Source organism: Pedococcus sp. P1_H8 (genome assembly GCF_056405175.1).
Map to the genome: position 1 here is coordinate 158,435 of NZ_JBFUCP010000001.1, position 15,317 is coordinate 173,751.

Below are 15,317 nucleotides of genomic sequence, written 5' to 3' on the forward strand. Positions count from 1 at the left end.
AGTCAGGGGCGGGGGTAGTACGGCAGGTCGGGATACAGATCAGCCAACGCCGTCGCGAGACAGTCTCGACCAGCTTCCACCCGCTCTCCTCGCGCCTCCCCGCGCGCTGCCCCCACCATGCCACCGAAGTCGGTGATGCCACGCACGGCGTATCCGCGCCCGACCATGCATTCCTCGACGACGGACGCCAGACGCGGCTCCATGTGAGGCCGGGCGTCGGCGGCATACACGGCCGAGACCGGGAACCAGTAGCTCTCCTCGCAGGCGTCGACCCTCTCGACCTCGCTCTGGCTCATCACCCCTGTGGTCGGCGCAGGGGTCACAGCGGTGGCCGTCGTGGCGTCGGCCCGCGCATAGGTGAAGATCCGGGTGGTGTTGGTGACCGGGTCCCAGACCGCTGTCGTCACGGCGAAGCCGGCTCCACGCATGCACTGGGTGTAGGCCTCCCAGGCGTCCTCCACCTCGGCCCGCGAGACGCGGCCGTCGGCCAGGATGACCCGCTGGGACGAGTCCGGGTCCAGCCCGTCGGTGATCCGCCGAAGCTCCGACGGACCCACGCGATAGACGCTGGGGTCGCTGTAGGTCGCCACGGCACGCCCCTGCACCGCGGGCGGCTGAGCAGCCTCCGGCCCGCACGAACCGATCGACCCGACCAACAGCACGCTCACCACCGCCACTCGCCAGGGTGCGCCAGCCGTCCGCACGCGACGATGTCCGCGCGGCATCTAGAGGACGTAGTTGTACTCGGCGCCGCTCCACTTCTGCAGCGTGTGGGTGGACTTGATCGCAAATACCGAGTACCCACCGCGCGAGATGTCCACCCCCGAAGTGCACTGACCCAGAAGCGATGAGTGGCTCGTGAAGCTTCCGTTCGGGAGGGCGATGGAGGTCTTGACCCGCTTGACGTACAGCAGGCAGGCCGCTCCGGGCGCGTTCGTCGTGGCGTAGGCGAGGGTCCCGCTCGTCCCACCGCTGCCGTAGAAGTAGTAGGTCGTGCGCTTGCTGTCGTCGCCGCGCCAGGGAAACTTGCCCGACCCCAACGCCTCCGCCGATGACGCCTGGCCGCACACGAACAGAATCGCCAGCATCGCCGCGCTGCAGGCGAGTCGACGCCTGTTCATGCCTAGGTTCCCCATGTTCATAGTCATGGATGGACCATATCAGGATGGCTGACTAGATAGCCACAGGTTTCTGGAAAGTTCTAGTCGGTGGCGACCTTGCTCCCTACTTGGTGGCGGCCTTGACCTCTGCGGCCAGCTTGTCGCGAGTGAGGCCCGTGAGCTCGACGTCCTTGCCGTTGAGCTTCACCGTCGGGGTGCCGTTGACGCCGTCCTTCTCGGACTGGGTCTGCACCGACTCGACCCACTGGTTGTGCGACTTGGCGGCGTAGCACTGGTCCCAGGTGGTCAGGGCCGCGCTGGTCAGTCCGGCCTGGACGGCGAACTGCTTGAGCTGGGCGTCGGTGTAGCCGGCGCCCTCTTTGGCGGGCTGCCCCTGGAAGGTCGCTGCGTGGTACTGGAGGAACTTGTCGGCGTCGGTGGCACACGCGGCTGCGTTCGCCGCCCGGTTGGAGGAGTCATTGCGCAGGTTGTCGTCGAGGAACGACAGCGGGTGGGCGACCAGCCTGATCTGGTTCGCCTTGACCATGTCCACGATCTGCAGCCCGAAGATGTCCTCGAACCGTGCGCAGATCGGGCACTGGAAGTCCTCGTAGAGGTCCAGCGTGGGCACGTTCGCCGGGGCACCGGGGTTGACGACGATCCCGGCGCCCATGGCGGCGACGTTCTTGGGCAGGGTCGAGCCGCCCGCGGTCGTGGCCGCCTGCTTGTCCTGGCTGCCGAGGATGACCGCCGTGATGACCGCTGCGAGCACCACGACGACCACGACCGTGGCCACCACGATGCGGTTGGCCCCGCTCTGGCCGCCACTGCCCCCACTGCGGATCGGCCCCCGGGGCGCTGCCGCCTGGATCTTGGCCTTGCGACGGGCGCTGCTGCTGGTCATGCGTGGGGCCTCTCGTGCTGCGGGTCAGGACGGCGCTGCTCGGTTTCGTGCCGGCCGGTTTCGTGCTGGTCGGACTCGTGCTGGTCGGTTTGGTGGTCCTCGTGGAACAGGAACCGCTCGAGGCCGAAAGCCGTTCGGGGCCGCACGACGAGCCAGGCGGCGCAGAGGAGCAGCCCGAGGTCGCGGGCGATCTCCTGGGGGTACTGCGTCTGGGAGGCCGCAATGGTTCCCCCATGGCCGAAACACCCACAGTCGATCGACAGTCCGCGCGCCCAGGCCGAGGCGATCCCGGCGATGAAGACGACCATGAGCACGCCGCCCACACCCGCGCTGAACCGGGTGAAGAGCCCGAGGATGAGCAGTACCCCCACCGCGATCTCGAGGATCGGCAAGCCGTAGCCGAGGTAGCCAGCGACGTCGTAGGGCAGCAGCTGGTAGGCCCGAACCGACCGCGCCGAGGTCTCGAGATGGCCCACCTTGAGCAGCCCCGCCACGAGGACGACACCACCGAGGACGAACCGGGCCAGCAGCCCCACGACGTCGCGCAACCGCGGGTTGGACAGCAGCGTCACGGTCAGCGCCCGCTCCGGACACCCTCGGCCAGCTCGCCGACGAGCGCCCGCAGGCTGGCGATCCCACCCTCGAGGTCGTCCGCCTCGGTGAGGCAGCGGACGAGCGCCGAACCGACGATGACGCCGTCGGCATAGGCCGCCACCTCGGCTGCCTGGGAACCCCCGGAGACACCGAGACCCACGCACACGGGCTTGTCGGTGACCGCCTTGGTGCGGCCCACGATCACCGCCGCGGCGTCTCCCATGGACGTCCGGGCGCCGGTCACGCCCATGTGCGACACGGCATACACGAAGCCACGGCACTGCGCCGTCACGGCGGCGATGCGCTGCTCGGTGGAGCTCGGGGCGACGAGGAAGACGCGGTCGAGGCCTGTCTCGTCACTGGCCGCGATCCACTCGGCGCCCTCGTCGGGGATGAGGTCGGGAGTGATGATGCCGGCGCCGCCCGCGGCCGCGAGCTCTCGGGCGAAGGCGGTCGGGCCGTGCCGCAGGATGAGGTTCCAGTAGGACATCACCAGGGGCGGTGCTCCTGCGTCCCGCACCGCGCGGGTGGCGGTGAAGGCGTCGCTCACCCGGACCCCGTGCTTGAGGGCCTGGTCCGCCGCGTAGGCGATGACCGGGCCGTCCATGAGCGGGTCGCTGTAGGGGATGCCGACCTCGACGATGTCGACGCCCGCCTCGACCATCGCGACCATCGCCTCGATCGAGCCCCGGACCGACGGGAAGCCGACGGGGAGGTAGCCCACCAACGCGGCACGGTTCTCGGCACGACACTGCTCGAGGACCTGGCCGACCCCGATGCCCGTGGTCGTGGGGCTCACAGCTGGGCCCTCCCGTCGCCCTCGGCCCGTGGTTCGTCGGCCGTGCCGCCCGGGATCGCCTCGCCCTCGAGGAGGCCGAAGTACTCCGCAGCGGTGTGCATGTCCTTGTCGCCGCGACCCGAGAGGTTGACCAGCAGCAGCGCCTCGGGACCGAGCTCGCGGCCGACCTCGAGCGCACCCGCGAGGGCGTGGGCCGACTCGAGCGCGGGGATGATGCCCTCGGTGCGGCAGAGCAGCTCGAATGCCTTCATCGTCTGGTCGTCGGTGGCGTAGCGGTACTCGGCCCGTCCGGTGTCGCGCAGGTGGGCGTGCTCCGGTCCGACGCTCGGGTAGTCCAGCCCCGCGGAGATGGAGTGCGACTCGAGGGTCTGGCCGTCGTCGTCCTGCATGAGGTAGCTGAACGTGCCGTGCAGCACCCCCGGCGAGCTGGCCGCGAACCGCGCGGCGTGCCGTCCGGACTCGATGCCCGCTCCCCCGGCCTCGATCCCGATGAGCCGGACGTCCGCGTCGTCGATGAAGCGGTGGAAGATCCCCATCGCGTTGGACCCGCCGCCCACGCAGGCGATGACCGCGTCGGGCAGCCGCCCGGTGAGGTCGAGCACCTGGGCGCGCGCCTCGACCCCGATGACCCGGTGGAAGTCGCGGACCATCTCGGGGAACGGGTGCGGCCCGGTCACGGTGCCGAGGATGTAGTGGGTGTTGCCGACGTTGGTGACCCAGTCGCGCAACGCGTCGTTGATGGCGTCCTTGAGGGTGGCGCTGCCCGTGGGGACGGCGATGACCTCGGCGCCTAGCATCCGCATGCGGGCGACATTGAGAGCCTGCCGCTCGGTGTCGACCTTGCCCATGTAGATCACGCACTCGAGGCCCATCAGCGCCGCCGCTGTGGCCGTGGCGACCCCGTGCTGGCCGGCGCCGGTCTCGGCGATGACGCGGGTCTTGCCCATCCGCTTGGTCAGCAGCGCCTGGGCGAGCACGTTGTTGATCTTGTGGGAGCCCGTGTGGTTGAGGTCCTCGCGCTTGAGGATGATCCGGGCGTTCCCCGCGTGCGCGGCGAACCGCGGCACCTCGGTGATGATGCTCGGACGCCCGGTGTAGGTGCGGTGCAGTCGCTCCAGCTCGCCCATGAACTCGGGGTCGACCATGGCCTTGCGGCGGGCCTCGTCGAGCTCCTCCAGCGCCGGGATCAGCGCCTCGGGGACATAGCGGCCACCGAACTCGCCGAAGCGGCCCGGCCGGGCCAGGGGTTCGGGGGTCAGGTCGGTCATGATGGGGCTCCCGCCGCGATGAGTTCGTATGCCGCGCGGCGGGGGTCGCTGCCCCGCACCAGTGCCTCGCCGACGAGGACCGCGTCGGCGCCCTCGCCGGCGAACCGGGCCGCGTCAGCGGGGCCGGCGATTCCCGACTCCGCCACCTTGACGATGGTGTCCGGGATCAAGGGGGCGAGCCGACCGAAGGTGTCGGGGTCGACCGCCAGGGTCTTGAGGTTGCGGGCGTTGACGCCGACGACGGTGGCCCCGGCATCGACGGCGCGACGCGTCTCCTCCTCGTCGTGGACCTCGACGAGCGCGGTCATCCCCAGGTCGTGGGCCAGGCCCTGCATGCGGACCAGGTCTTCCTGGGCGAGAGCGGCGACGATGAGGAGGATGAGGTCGGCACCATGGGCGCGTGCCTCGAACAGCTGGTAGTCCTCGACCATGAAGTCCTTGCGCAGCACCGGGATCCGCACGGCCCTGCGCACGGCGTCCAGGTCGGCGAGCGAGCCGTTGAAACGGCGCTGCTCGGTGAGCACGCTCACGGCCGTCGCACCACCGGACTCATAGTCGGCGGCAAGACCCGCCGGGTCAGCAATGGTCGCCAGGGCTCCCTTGCTCGGGCTGGACCGCTTGACCTCGGCGATCAGGGCCAGTCCGGGGCGACGCAGGGCGGTCTCCGCGTCGAGCGAAGGGGCGGCCTCAGCCGCCAGCTCCTCGATCCGGGAGCGCGGGACGACGGCCTGGGCGGCGGCGAGGTCCTCTCGGACGCCGGCAACGATGTCGTCGAGCACGGTGGGCATGCCGACAGGCTATCCAGCGGAACTGGGTGGTCCCTGCCCGGGTCAGCCGGTGGACCGGTCACTCAGGAGGCGTACTGGGCGGTCAGCCGGTGAACCGAGCAGCCCGCACCTGGCTGGCTCGTCAGTTGATGCCGACCTCGGGCTTGGTGCTCTCCGGGGCGTCCGGCCCGTCAACCGTGACGGCGCCGTAACCCGCCATCGACAGGACCTTGCCCGCCACCGCGCCCAGGGCGCAGATGACCAGGCCGATGACGAACAACGCCGTGTTGGTCACCACCACGGCCAGGGACGCCACGGCAGACCCGACGAGGATGATGACGACGGCCGTCCAGGCGGCGACGCTGTGGCCGTGGTCTTCTTCGTGGATCTCGTGCTCTGCCATGGGGGTGGCTCCTGCTGGTCGTCGTGGTCTGGCGTGGGCTCGGCGCCCATTCTGTCAGGTGCTCGTGGCCTCGTCGCGCACCGTCGGGTCGTCGCCTGCGTCGAGCCGGTCCCAGTCAGTGGCGACCCGCTGTCCACGTGCTCCCGCGGATGTGGACGGCGCCTCGTAGCGGGCCCCGAGTCCGCGCCACCTGCCCGCCCCGACCCACCCCGCCACGGCTGCCACGCAGAGCAGCACCGATGCCACGACGCAGACCCAGGGCCAGGCCGTGGCCGTGGCATGGGTCTCGATGGAACCGGTGCGCCCTGCCGCCTTCGCGGCGACGGCTCCGAGCGAGCTCTCGGGCGCCAGGCCAACTCGAGCCGCCACGAAGCCCTCGGCCACCCCTGCGAGCGCGAGCACGACGAGGGTGACCCGGCGGACCACGGGGCCGCTGGTGGCGCTCGCGAGGGCGGCGGCCGCACCCACCAGAGCGAGGGCGACGACGCCGGAGGCGACCTCGCTCCCGGTGCCGGAGATGCGGCTGGCTCCCAGGACGGCGTCGTTCACGGTGCCGCTGACCCAGACCCGGCCGCCGCTGGACAGCAGGACGCCGGAGCCGAGGAGGGCCACCAGCACGACGGAGAGCTTTGACGTCAGCCGCGCGGCCATCGCGCGTGAAGAGGTCACTGCACGGTCCTGAGGGCCGCGGCCGTGGCCACGGCGCGCAAGGCAGCCGCCGCCTTGTTGACGGTTTCCTCGAACTCGGCCGTGGGCACGGAGTCAGCCACGATCCCCGCGCCCGCCTGCACGTGGGCGACGCCGTCCTTGATGACGGCGGTCCGGATGGCTATCGCCATGTCGAGGTCGCCGTGGAAGTCGAGGTAGCCCACCACCCCGCCGTAGACCCCCCTGCGGCTGGGTTCGTAGTGCTCGATCAGGCTGAGGGCGCGCGGCTTCGGCGCCCCGGACAGGGTGCCGGCAGGGAAAGTGGCAACTAGGACGTCGTAGGCCGACTGCTCAGGGCGGATGTCGCCCACGACCGTGGACTCCAGGTGCGTGACGTGGGAGTAGCGACGGACGTTCATGAACTCGACGACGTCGACGGTGCCCGCCTCGCAGACGCGTTGCAGGTCGTTGCGCCCGAGGTCCACGAGCATGACGTGTTCGGACCGCTCCTTGGGGTCGGCGAGCAGGTCCTCGGCGAGCCGCTGGTCGTCCTCCGGAGTCTTGCCCCGCGGACGTGAGCCCGCGATCGGGTGGGTGATGGCGCGCCGACCCGTCACCTTGACCAGCGCCTCGGGCGACGAGCCGACGACGTCGTATGCCGTGCCGTCACCGGCCGGGAGTCGCAGGAGGTACATGTAGGGACTGGGGTTGGAGGAGCGCAGCGCACGGTAGACGTCGAGGGCGTCAGCGCGACACGGTGTCGAGAACCGCTGCGACAGGACCACCTGGAACACCTCACCTGCCCGGATGTCCTCCTTGGCCTGCTCGACCATCTCCTCGAAGTCCGCCTGGGTGAGGTTGCTGCGCACCTCGTCCCGGGCCCGCTGGAAGGCATCGCGGTCGACCGTCGCCACTGTGCTCGGCGCGGGGGCGGCGAGGTCTGCGGACATCACGTCGAGGCGCGCGACTGCGTCCGCCCAGGCGTCCTCGACCCGCTCGTCGGTCGCGTCGTAGTTGACCGCGTTGGCGACGAGGAGCACCGAGCCGTCGGCGTGGTCGAGGACCGCGAGATCGGTGGCGAGCATCATCGAGATCTCGGGCAGGCCCAGCTCGTCGGGAAGAGTGTCCGGCACCCGCTCCCAGCGCCGCACCGCGTCATACGTGATGGCGCCGACCATGCCACCCGTGAGGGGCGGCAGGCCCTCGATCGGCTCGGTCGCGAGGGCGGCGACGGTGTCGCGCAACGCATCCAGGGGGCTGCCGCCGGTGGGCACCCCGACGGGCGGCTCCCCCACCCAGTGGGCCTGACCGTCCTTCTCCGTCAAGGTCGCCCGGCTCGCCGCCCCCACGATGGAGTAGCGCGACCAGACGCCGCCGTGCTCGGCCGACTCGAGCAGGAAGGTGCCGGGAGCATCCTTGGCGAGCTTGCGGTAGACGCCGACGGGCGTCTCGGCGTCGGCCATCAACCGGCGCACGACCGGGATGACGCGGCGGTCCTTGGCCAGGATCTGGAAGGTCTCGAGGCTCGGCCAGGTCGTGCCGAACGACAGGTCGGGGCTGACGTCGGTCACGGCTCCCCCACCCGGGCGTCGAGGTCGCCGGCGTCGAAACAGGTCCGGTCGCCGGTGTGGCAGGCGGCGCCCACCTGGTCGACCCGCACCAGCAGCGCGTCGCCGTCACAGTCGAGCGCCACGGAGCGCACGCGCTGCACGTGACCACTGGTGTCGCCCTTGCGCCAGTACTCGCCCCGGCTGCGCGACCAGAACGTCACGCGCCCCTCGCCCAGGGTGCGTCGCAGCGCCTCGTCGTCCATCCAGCCGAGCATGAGCACCTCACCGGTGTCGTGCTGTTGGACGATGGCCGCCACGAGCCCCTGCGCGTCCCGCTTGAGACGCGCGGCGATGGCGGGGTCGAGCACTGCAGGCGAGGTCACCCGGCCATTCTGCCGTGCCGGTCCCAGACGCTGCGGGGGTGCCCACGCCCGAGCGACTGGGGCGCCGGTCGCGGCCTCCGCCACAAGGCCCTACGCGTCGAGCACTCGCTCACGCAGCAGCGCAACAGCCAAGAGGTGCTTGCAAGGGCCGCGACCGTCGCCGTGCTCGGCGACCCACGGGCACGTGCAGTGCCCCTGCCGGACTCGGTACGTGTCGTGGTCTCCGCGGACGAGCCATCCGGGGCCGTCCGTGACCACTGCCCCTCTTTCGACCAGGCGTCGGGCTCCACCGAGGCGGGGGTTGCGGCGCACGACCTTCTCGCCGTCCACGGGCAGGTCGCGGTGGAACCTGGTCTGCTGGGCAAGGTCGAACCCGACGCGGCCAGAGGCGGCCAGCCACGCGAGTCCGGCGCGAACCCGCGCCGGCGCGAGACCAGATCCTGCGGCCAGGAGCTCATCCTGGATCGAGGGGGTCCAGGCGAGGTGCTCCAGCAGCGCCGCGCCGTCTCGGGCTGCGGTGGGTCCGGCCAAGAGGGAGAGCAGTCCTCCTTCCCCGGAGAATCCGCGGTAGGGACCAGGGCTGATCATCAGCGTGAGACGTCCGCCCGGCACTTCGAGCACCCAGCCACTGGTGTCGTTCGGACCCGAGAAGACGTGCATTTCAGTGGCATAGCGCGAGATGCGCGCGGCTGCCCTCAGCCTGGCTGTCCCGGTGAGGGCGACCGAGCCGGGGATCCGGTGAGGGGTTGTGCGCGCGGTCCCACCGATGGTGACGACGAACAGCGAGGGGCCGGGTGGCGAGCCCGACGGCAGCTCGCCGAGGAACCGGGTGACCTGGGCCCCGCGGAGCGTCGCCTTGTGCTCCATGGCGGCTGCAATCGTCGGCAGTTCGGCGCAGCCACGCACCCACCGGTCCGGCAGGTTGACGCGGCGCTCGACGTGGGTGTCTTCCAGCGTGGACGCGGTGAGCGAGTCGCGGCCGACCGCGAGATGCAGCAGCTCGTTACGGTCGACTCGGGCCAAGGCAGTGCGAAGGGGCTGGTTGACGTCGACGTTCGTCGTGCCGAAAGCGATCTCGCCGCTGTCGACACCGCTCGCAAGCAGGTCGAAGCGCGCGTACACACCGTTGCACACGGAGAAGGACTCGAACCTCAGCCGGTCCCCGCTCGCCGTGACGATCGGGTCGAGGTTGGCCAGGCGCTTTCCGAGTCCGGCGTCGGCGTACCTGGACATCGCCACGTCGGCGACGCTCAGGACGCCGGCCGCGGTGACGTCGGGGCGGGCGAGGAGCCCGGAGAAGAACACTGGGTGGTCGACGACACCGCTCGGTGTGACGCCCAGCGCGGTGGCCAGGTCGAGTCGAGCGCCTGCGTCGACCGCGGTCAGGGTGGACTGGCTCGCGAATCCGGTCATGCGGACCCGCTCTGGTGGCGGTCCCGCGCCAGCCCGTCCGGGTCGGCGTTGGACCGCTCCCCCTGACCGAGAGCCGCGACGAGAGCTTGTGCAGCGGCCCGGCTCTTGCTGGCGGTCGCGGCCGAGGCGAGCGCGACGATCTCGGGCGGCGCGCTGCGCTCAAGGCAAGGCACCTCGGGTGCGTAGGAGGTCAGTCCTGTCAGCAGCGCCGCGAGTCCGACCGGCTTGGGCGTCTGTTCGCTCGCGGCTGCGGCGACGGCAAGGCCCAGCGCCCAGAGCTGACGAAGACCCCCGCGCTCGAAGAGCCACTGCAGCGCGTCGGTGAACCGTCCGAGGGCAAGGTCACCCCCGGCGAGCAGGGTCAAGGCCGTGGGGACGGTGACACTTCGGTCAAGCACGGAATCGAAGCGCGCGAGCTCGCGGAGGTGCTCCAGGGACGCCTCTCGCGTCGCCGACCCGTGGTGGAGGACGCCGGCCAGGAGCCGAGCCCATGCCTCTGCAGGCAGCCGACCTTGGTCCAGCTCGATCCGGGTGTCACCGCTGAAGGCTCCGACGCGGGACTCGGGCGGGTGCAACTGGCGTGGCCACACGCGGTAGGCCACGTCCTCGTGGCTGGCCGGACCCCGCAGGTCCGCCGCCGCGATGCCGGTGAAGAGGTCCAGGTCCACAGCCAGGCTTGTTACGGTCATCCCGCCGCCGGCGATGCAGGCACGGATGACGGGCAGGATGTCGAAGGACTCCGCTCCGGTGCTCGTGCGAGTGACCTCGGGGTCGGTCCACACACTTGGCACGGCCCCGAGGAGCTCCAGCGCCGCGCCGATCTCTCCCGGCGCAACACTCACCCGGGTCAGCGTCAGGAGGAGGTCGAGGGGACCGACGGTCGCGACTCCGGCGAAGGAGCGAAGGCGGTGGACCAGATCGGGCACGAGCAGCGTCCCGTCGGACAGGGACGGGTGACTCAGCAGGCCGGGGTGAGTGGGCAGACGCACGAGCTGCTCACAGGTCCAGGCGAACACGACCCGGTCGAGTGCAGGCCCCCTGCCGCGGTCGCCGACGAGCACATCGTCCAAGGTCGTGCGCGTGAGCCGCCCGCTCTGCCAGAGCTCCAGTGCCTCACACGTCGGTCCCTCGTCGGAGCCGGGCAGCCGTGGGGAGCGGGCGCAGAGTGCTCGGACCGTGTCGAGGTCACCCGTCTGGACCCGCCTGGCCAGCTCCCACACCAGATCGATGTCCAGTCGGTGCCCGTCGGGGGGCCCGTGGCGACGCGCGGCCAAGCCGTTCCCGACCCCCAACACGTAGGGCAGGTGGGCATCGGGCATCGTGTACATCATGGGATAGCGCGGGTCGAGCAATCGACCGAGAACGGGACCCGGTGGACGCAGTTTCCACAGACCGCGGGTCTCGACCGGGGGCGCCGCTGTCGGATCCGGGGAACAGCTGTTCGCCTCGCCGCGGGTCAGGATGGCACCGAGCACTCTCGCCTCGAACTGGGACCTGGAGCTTCCGGACGCGGCCGCGAGCCTGGTGAGGTGTGGCGGCAGGGCCCAGCCGTCGGGGACCTCTGGTGCGTACCGGGTGAGCAACCGCAGCAGGTCTGGAAGTCCGCCCGGGGTCCGACCGGCCGAGGCGACGTCGTCGGCGATGCCCAGGGCAGCCGGCCACAGGATCCGCAGGCCCCCAGCGAGGAACCCCGCCTCGAGCAGTCGTGCGCATCTGGTCACGGCGAGGCTGCCGTCCACGCGGTGCTGCTTGCACAGTGCCACGAAGAGGTCGACGAAGGTGTCATCGGCGAGCGCGTGCACGAATCCGTCGACGTAGTACTCGGTCGCCGGCTTGTACTCCTCCCTGTGTCTGTTGAGGAACGTCCTCAGCCCGAACCCGCGGTGTGGGCGCATCCACTCGGGCGCCTGGCGCAAGGGTCCGGGGTCGAGGTCCAGGTGCCACAAACCCAGGACCTGGCGACTGTCCCCGGCGGGGTCGTCGGGGGCGCCGAGTGCTGCTCTCGCTGTCTCGATGACACTCAGCAGGGCGGCGTCCTCCTGCCCGGCAGCGAGTATTTCGAGGGAGGCGAGAACGAGGCCTTCGCCGATTTCGGCACGAGTGGCGGGCGCTCGCAGCCAGGTCAGGAGGAGATCCTTCTGCTTGCGTTCCTTGCGGCCACCCACGACCCTGGCGAGCTCTTCGAGTCCGTCCCTCAGCCCGGCATCGGGCGCTCCGCCGGCGCGCGCGACGGCCGTCTCGAGGGCCAGCGGGAGGAGGGCTGCGCCGACAGAGCCGTCGCTGGTGGCGACCACACCGGTGAGGTAGCCCAGACCCCCCGGGATCTCCGCGGGGCGCAGGTCGAGTGCCGTCAGGATCTTCGCCACCGCACGCTGCGACGAGACGGAGGTCCGGGTGATGAGCGTCTGCAGGCAGACCTCGATCAGCCGCTTGCGGTCGAGGAGGCGGGCGCCGACCAGCTCGGTCACAGCCTCGTGCAAGCCGCTGTAGTGGGCTGCGAAACCAGCCGCGATCTTCAGGTAGACCAGGTCGGGGTTCAGGCGGTTGGCGAGGAACCGGTCGGCATCCCCGGGGTCGCGGTGGGAGTACTGACCGCAGTGCTGGAGGAAGGCGCGCCCGTCCGGACAGGGCAGGTCGTGGTCTTCGAGCCCACGGAAGACGAACCACGCCAGAGACCAGCCACCCACGTCGGCGTCCCGGGTGGAGAGGCGCACACCAGCCGTCGTCGTCAGGAAGGTCTGCGCCCACTCGTGCGTCTGGTCAGCCAACAGCACGGCTGCATGCTCTCGCGCGTACGGCTGCATGTGGGCCCACACGTCACCCCACCTGATCGCGCGGGCCGCCTCGGCCGGACTGCACACCGCGACCAGGCACATGATGCGCATCCACACGCCGGACCCGATCAACGCCCACGCGGCACGGTCCCTCGAGCTCACGATCTGGGGTTCCTGCTCGCGCACCGAGGCGAAGAACTCCTTGTCCTTGAGCACCCAGTCCCGCACCTCTGCCCGTTCGCCGTCCCCCATGCCCCGCAGCGCCGCCTCGAGCCCCGGCGCATCCAGGGCGAGGGCGCGTTCCTTGACCTTGTCGACGGCTGAGACCTTCTCCACGGCTGAGACCCCCTCCACGGCTGACACGCGGCTCAGGGTAGGCGAGCACGCAGACGACGTCTGCAGAATCGGCAGAACAGGACAATTGCACCCCCAACGCCCTCACCGCTCCCCCATGCAGTTCCTCGGAGGAAGCGAAACCAGCCTTCGCTTCTGCACAGGCGCGTTTCGCTTCCTGAGGATCCCGCCCCCAAGCGGGCGACGGCGGCGCGACGCGCCATCTCCGCCCCGACGGTGGCGAGACGGGTCAGGCGCGGCGGGTGACCAGGTGCCGGTGTCCGGTGAGGAGCGCCGCCCCGTAGAGGGCAGCCACCGCGACGAGCAGGGCGTTGAAGCCGAAGATGAGGGCCAGGTACTCCAGTGCGCCACCCACCATGGCGCCGAGGAGGTTGGCGCCGAAGGCGACGGTGCTGGAGCCAGCCCCCTTGAAGCGCACCGCGAACAGCAGGTTGGCGATGAAGATCGGCAGGAAGGCGATGGTCACGCCGGCCAGGAACCGAGGCACCAGAGACAGGTCGAGCAACGCGTCCTGCGGGATCAGCCAGGCGGCCGCCAGAGCGGCGAGCAACGCGGCATACAGGAGGATGGGGCGACCGATGGTGACGCGGCGGGCAACCTCGATCGCCGCCAGGACGCTGAGCAGCACGCCGGCGAAGACCGCCGCGTTCACCGCCCACGTAGTGCCGAAGAGCAGCGCGAACTGGACGACGTTCTTGGTCTCCAGCAGCAGGAACGCGGCGCCCATGAAGAACAGGTCCGCATAGGGCCGCATCGTGCGCAAAGGCCCAGCGACCGTGCGAACCGCGATCACGGAGGCCACCAGGACGAGGCCGAGCATCCAGAGGTAGAAGGACGGGATCGTGCGGGACCCGAGATAGGGGAACGGGCGGTCGTCGACGGAGGGCTCGAGGGCGGCGGCCCGCGGTGTCCACGTCGTCGTGCACCCACCGGTGCCGGCGTCCTTGCGCAGGGTGAGCACCGCCTGCTGCCGTGGTCCGTAGCTCGGGCCGAGCTGGACGCAGGGTGCCGCGTCGTACACGGTGCGCACGGTGTTGGCATAGCGGTCCAACAGCCACGGCTCGTAGTAGTTGTACATGGCGAACGTGCCGTCGGGCTTGAGGAGCGAGCGCGCCCGGGCGAGGGCCTGCGTGGTGAAGAGGTAGTTCTCAAGCCGCAGCGCGGACTGGCCGGTGACGATGGTTGCCGAGTCGGGCAACGCGAGCAGGATCAGGTCGTAGCGGCGGTCGGTGCGCTCCATGAAAGCCCGCCCGTCGTCGACGTGGGTCGTGACCCGCGGGTCGGAGTAGGGCCGGTCGGGGTGGTGGTCGCGACCGAGCTGCATGATCGCAGGGTCGATCTCGACCGCGTCGACCCGCTTGGCTCCCTCCGCGAGGGCCACCGCCACGTCGTTGCCGGTGCCTGCACCGATGACGAGGACGTCATCGCGCGAGCCGGCATACGTGTACGGGTAGAGGTAGAACGGCGAGTCGCGGCGGATGTCGGACACCGGGAGCGCGGTCTGGAGTGGCGTGTTGTTGACCTCGACCCGGAACAGCCCTCCGGCGAGCTCGGTGGTGTGGATCTTGTAGTAGGGCGACCACTGGAAGGTCCCGACCACCGACTCGGCACCCAACATGAGGACGACTGCGGCCAGCGCGATCGCAGGCCCGCGCCGCAGCAGCTGCTGGCGACGTCCGAGGAGCACGACGAAGACCGCCGTACCAACCAGCCCCCACCCGAGGGGCGGCAACCGCAGGAACGACAGGGCCGCGAAGCAGGCGATGCCGGTCAGGCTCCCCATGACATCGAGCCGGTAGGCCTCCAGCGGCTCGAACCTCGCGAACGTCCGCGCGACCTCCTGGGCCAGCGCCATGAGGGTCCCCACGGTGAGGACGAAGATGACGGTCAGGCTGAGCCAGCGCGGCAGCGGCGCCCAGTCGAACGACCCGACGAGCTCCCACCGACCGCCCCGCCCGGTCCCGGTGCGGACCGGAAACGCCAGGACGAAGGCGACCAAGGTTGCGAGGAGGATCGACGCGAGCGGGAACAGGTCGCGACGGGCCGTGGCGCGCAGGAAGCCCAGACCGATGCCGAGGAAGCTCGCCAACAGGACGAAGTTGGTCATGTGGACGAGGTACAAGTTGTTGGACGACGTCCACCGGATCAGGGCCAGCTCCACGAACAGCATGAGTGCGCTGGCGAGAACCAGCCTGCTGCGATCGCCGGGGGTCCGGATGTGCGGCGCGGCCTTCACGGCAGTCGCCTCACCGGTGGGTCCCAGCTCCTGCTCCTGCTCCCGCTCGTGCTCCTGCTGCATGGCGTCCCCTCGTATGCCGGCCGGCACTGACCGAGGGAAACCGTAGCAACAGTGGGTGGCC

At 70.5% G+C, this 15,317-nt stretch carries 14 protein-coding genes; all 14 read right to left on the reverse strand.

Annotated features, from left to right (window positions below; all coding sequences use genetic code 11):
- Nucleotides 1-2: 2 nt before the first annotated feature.
- The 14 genes from AC1DYG_RS00750 to AC1DYG_RS00815 all read right to left on the reverse strand — a co-directional run bounded on the left by AC1DYG_RS00750 (nt 3) and on the right by AC1DYG_RS00815 (nt 15,256).
- Nucleotides 3-590, reverse strand: coding sequence for a hypothetical protein (locus AC1DYG_RS00750; protein ID WP_477637987.1), 588 nt, complete (start codon nt 588-590; stop codon nt 3-5).
- Nucleotides 591-725: 135 nt separating this feature from the next.
- On the reverse strand, nt 726-1,121 hold the full coding sequence (locus tag AC1DYG_RS00755) for a hypothetical protein (protein ID WP_477637988.1): 396 nt from the start codon (nt 1,119-1,121) through the stop codon (nt 726-728).
- Nucleotides 1,122-1,224: 103 nt separating this feature from the next.
- Nucleotides 1,225-2,004 carry a DsbA family protein gene (locus tag AC1DYG_RS00760; protein ID WP_477637989.1) on the reverse strand — a complete coding sequence of 260 codons (780 nt, stop codon included), beginning with the start codon at nt 2,002-2,004 and terminating at the stop codon, nt 1,225-1,227.
- The gene (locus tag AC1DYG_RS00765) at nt 2,001-2,576 is read right to left on the reverse strand and encodes a DoxX family protein (protein WP_477637990.1); all 576 of its coding nucleotides are present in this window, start codon (nt 2,574-2,576) and stop codon (nt 2,001-2,003) included. The genes AC1DYG_RS00760 and AC1DYG_RS00765 overlap by 4 nt, the downstream gene beginning before the upstream one ends.
- 2 nt (nt 2,577-2,578) lie before the next feature.
- Nucleotides 2,579-3,397: a tryptophan synthase subunit alpha gene (gene trpA / locus AC1DYG_RS00770; protein WP_477637991.1), complete on the reverse strand. Its 819-nt coding sequence runs from the start codon at nt 3,395-3,397 to the stop codon at nt 2,579-2,581.
- Complete coding sequence (gene trpB / locus AC1DYG_RS00775; protein ID WP_477637992.1) at nt 3,394-4,665, reverse strand: tryptophan synthase subunit beta; 1,272 nt, start codon at nt 4,663-4,665, stop codon at nt 3,394-3,396. The genes trpA and trpB overlap by 4 nt, the downstream gene beginning before the upstream one ends.
- The gene (trpC, locus tag AC1DYG_RS00780) at nt 4,662-5,453 is read right to left on the reverse strand and encodes an indole-3-glycerol phosphate synthase TrpC (RefSeq protein WP_477637993.1); all 792 of its coding nucleotides are present in this window, start codon (nt 5,451-5,453) and stop codon (nt 4,662-4,664) included. The genes trpB and trpC overlap by 4 nt, the downstream gene beginning before the upstream one ends.
- A gap of 121 nt (nt 5,454-5,574) precedes the next feature.
- A complete protein-coding gene (locus tag AC1DYG_RS00785; protein WP_477637994.1) occupies nt 5,575-5,835 on the reverse strand; it encodes an HGxxPAAW family protein in 261 nt (86 codons plus the stop codon).
- A gap of 54 nt (nt 5,836-5,889) precedes the next feature.
- Nucleotides 5,890-6,504: a Trp biosynthesis-associated membrane protein gene (locus AC1DYG_RS00790; RefSeq protein WP_477637995.1), complete on the reverse strand. Its 615-nt coding sequence runs from the start codon at nt 6,502-6,504 to the stop codon at nt 5,890-5,892.
- Complete coding sequence (locus tag AC1DYG_RS00795; protein ID WP_477637996.1) at nt 6,501-8,054, reverse strand: anthranilate synthase component I; 1,554 nt, start codon at nt 8,052-8,054, stop codon at nt 6,501-6,503. The genes AC1DYG_RS00790 and AC1DYG_RS00795 overlap by 4 nt, the downstream gene beginning before the upstream one ends.
- Nucleotides 8,051-8,416, reverse strand: a complete 366-nt coding sequence (hisI, locus tag AC1DYG_RS00800) for a phosphoribosyl-AMP cyclohydrolase (protein WP_477637997.1) — start codon at nt 8,414-8,416, stop codon at nt 8,051-8,053. The genes AC1DYG_RS00795 and hisI overlap by 4 nt, the downstream gene beginning before the upstream one ends.
- A 90-nt stretch (nt 8,417-8,506) precedes the next feature.
- The gene (locus AC1DYG_RS00805; protein WP_477637998.1) at nt 8,507-9,829 is read right to left on the reverse strand and encodes an SWIM zinc finger family protein; all 1,323 of its coding nucleotides are present in this window, start codon (nt 9,827-9,829) and stop codon (nt 8,507-8,509) included.
- Nucleotides 9,826-12,966 (reverse strand): hypothetical protein, encoded by a 3,141-nt coding sequence (locus AC1DYG_RS00810; RefSeq protein WP_477637999.1) that lies wholly within the window; start codon nt 12,964-12,966, stop codon nt 9,826-9,828. Before AC1DYG_RS00810 ends, AC1DYG_RS00805 begins: the two co-directional genes overlap by 4 nt.
- A gap of 220 nt (nt 12,967-13,186) precedes the next feature.
- Nucleotides 13,187-15,256: a spermine/spermidine synthase domain-containing protein gene (locus tag AC1DYG_RS00815; RefSeq protein ID WP_477638000.1), complete on the reverse strand. Its 2,070-nt coding sequence runs from the start codon at nt 15,254-15,256 to the stop codon at nt 13,187-13,189.
- Between the last annotated feature and the right edge of the window lie 61 nt (nt 15,257-15,317).

Coding starts and splice junctions, on each gene's coding strand:
- trpB (WP_477637992.1), bottom strand. CDS start 4,665: ATGACCGACCTGACCCCCGAACCCCTGGCCCGGCCGGGCCGCTTCGGC.
- AC1DYG_RS00815 (WP_477638000.1), bottom strand. CDS start 15,256: ATGCAGCAGGAGCACGAGCGGGAGCAGGAGCAGGAGCTGGGACCCACC.
- AC1DYG_RS00785 (WP_477637994.1), bottom strand. CDS start 5,835: ATGGCAGAGCACGAGATCCACGAAGAAGACCACGGCCACAGCGTCGCC.
- trpC (WP_477637993.1), bottom strand. CDS start 5,453: ATGCCCACCGTGCTCGACGACATCGTTGCCGGCGTCCGAGAGGACCTC.
- AC1DYG_RS00755 (WP_477637988.1), bottom strand. CDS start 1,121: ATGAACAGGCGTCGACTCGCCTGCAGCGCGGCGATGCTGGCGATTCTG.
- AC1DYG_RS00760 (WP_477637989.1), bottom strand. CDS start 2,004: ATGACCAGCAGCAGCGCCCGTCGCAAGGCCAAGATCCAGGCGGCAGCG.
- AC1DYG_RS00805 (WP_477637998.1), bottom strand. CDS start 9,829: ATGACCGGATTCGCGAGCCAGTCCACCCTGACCGCGGTCGACGCAGGC.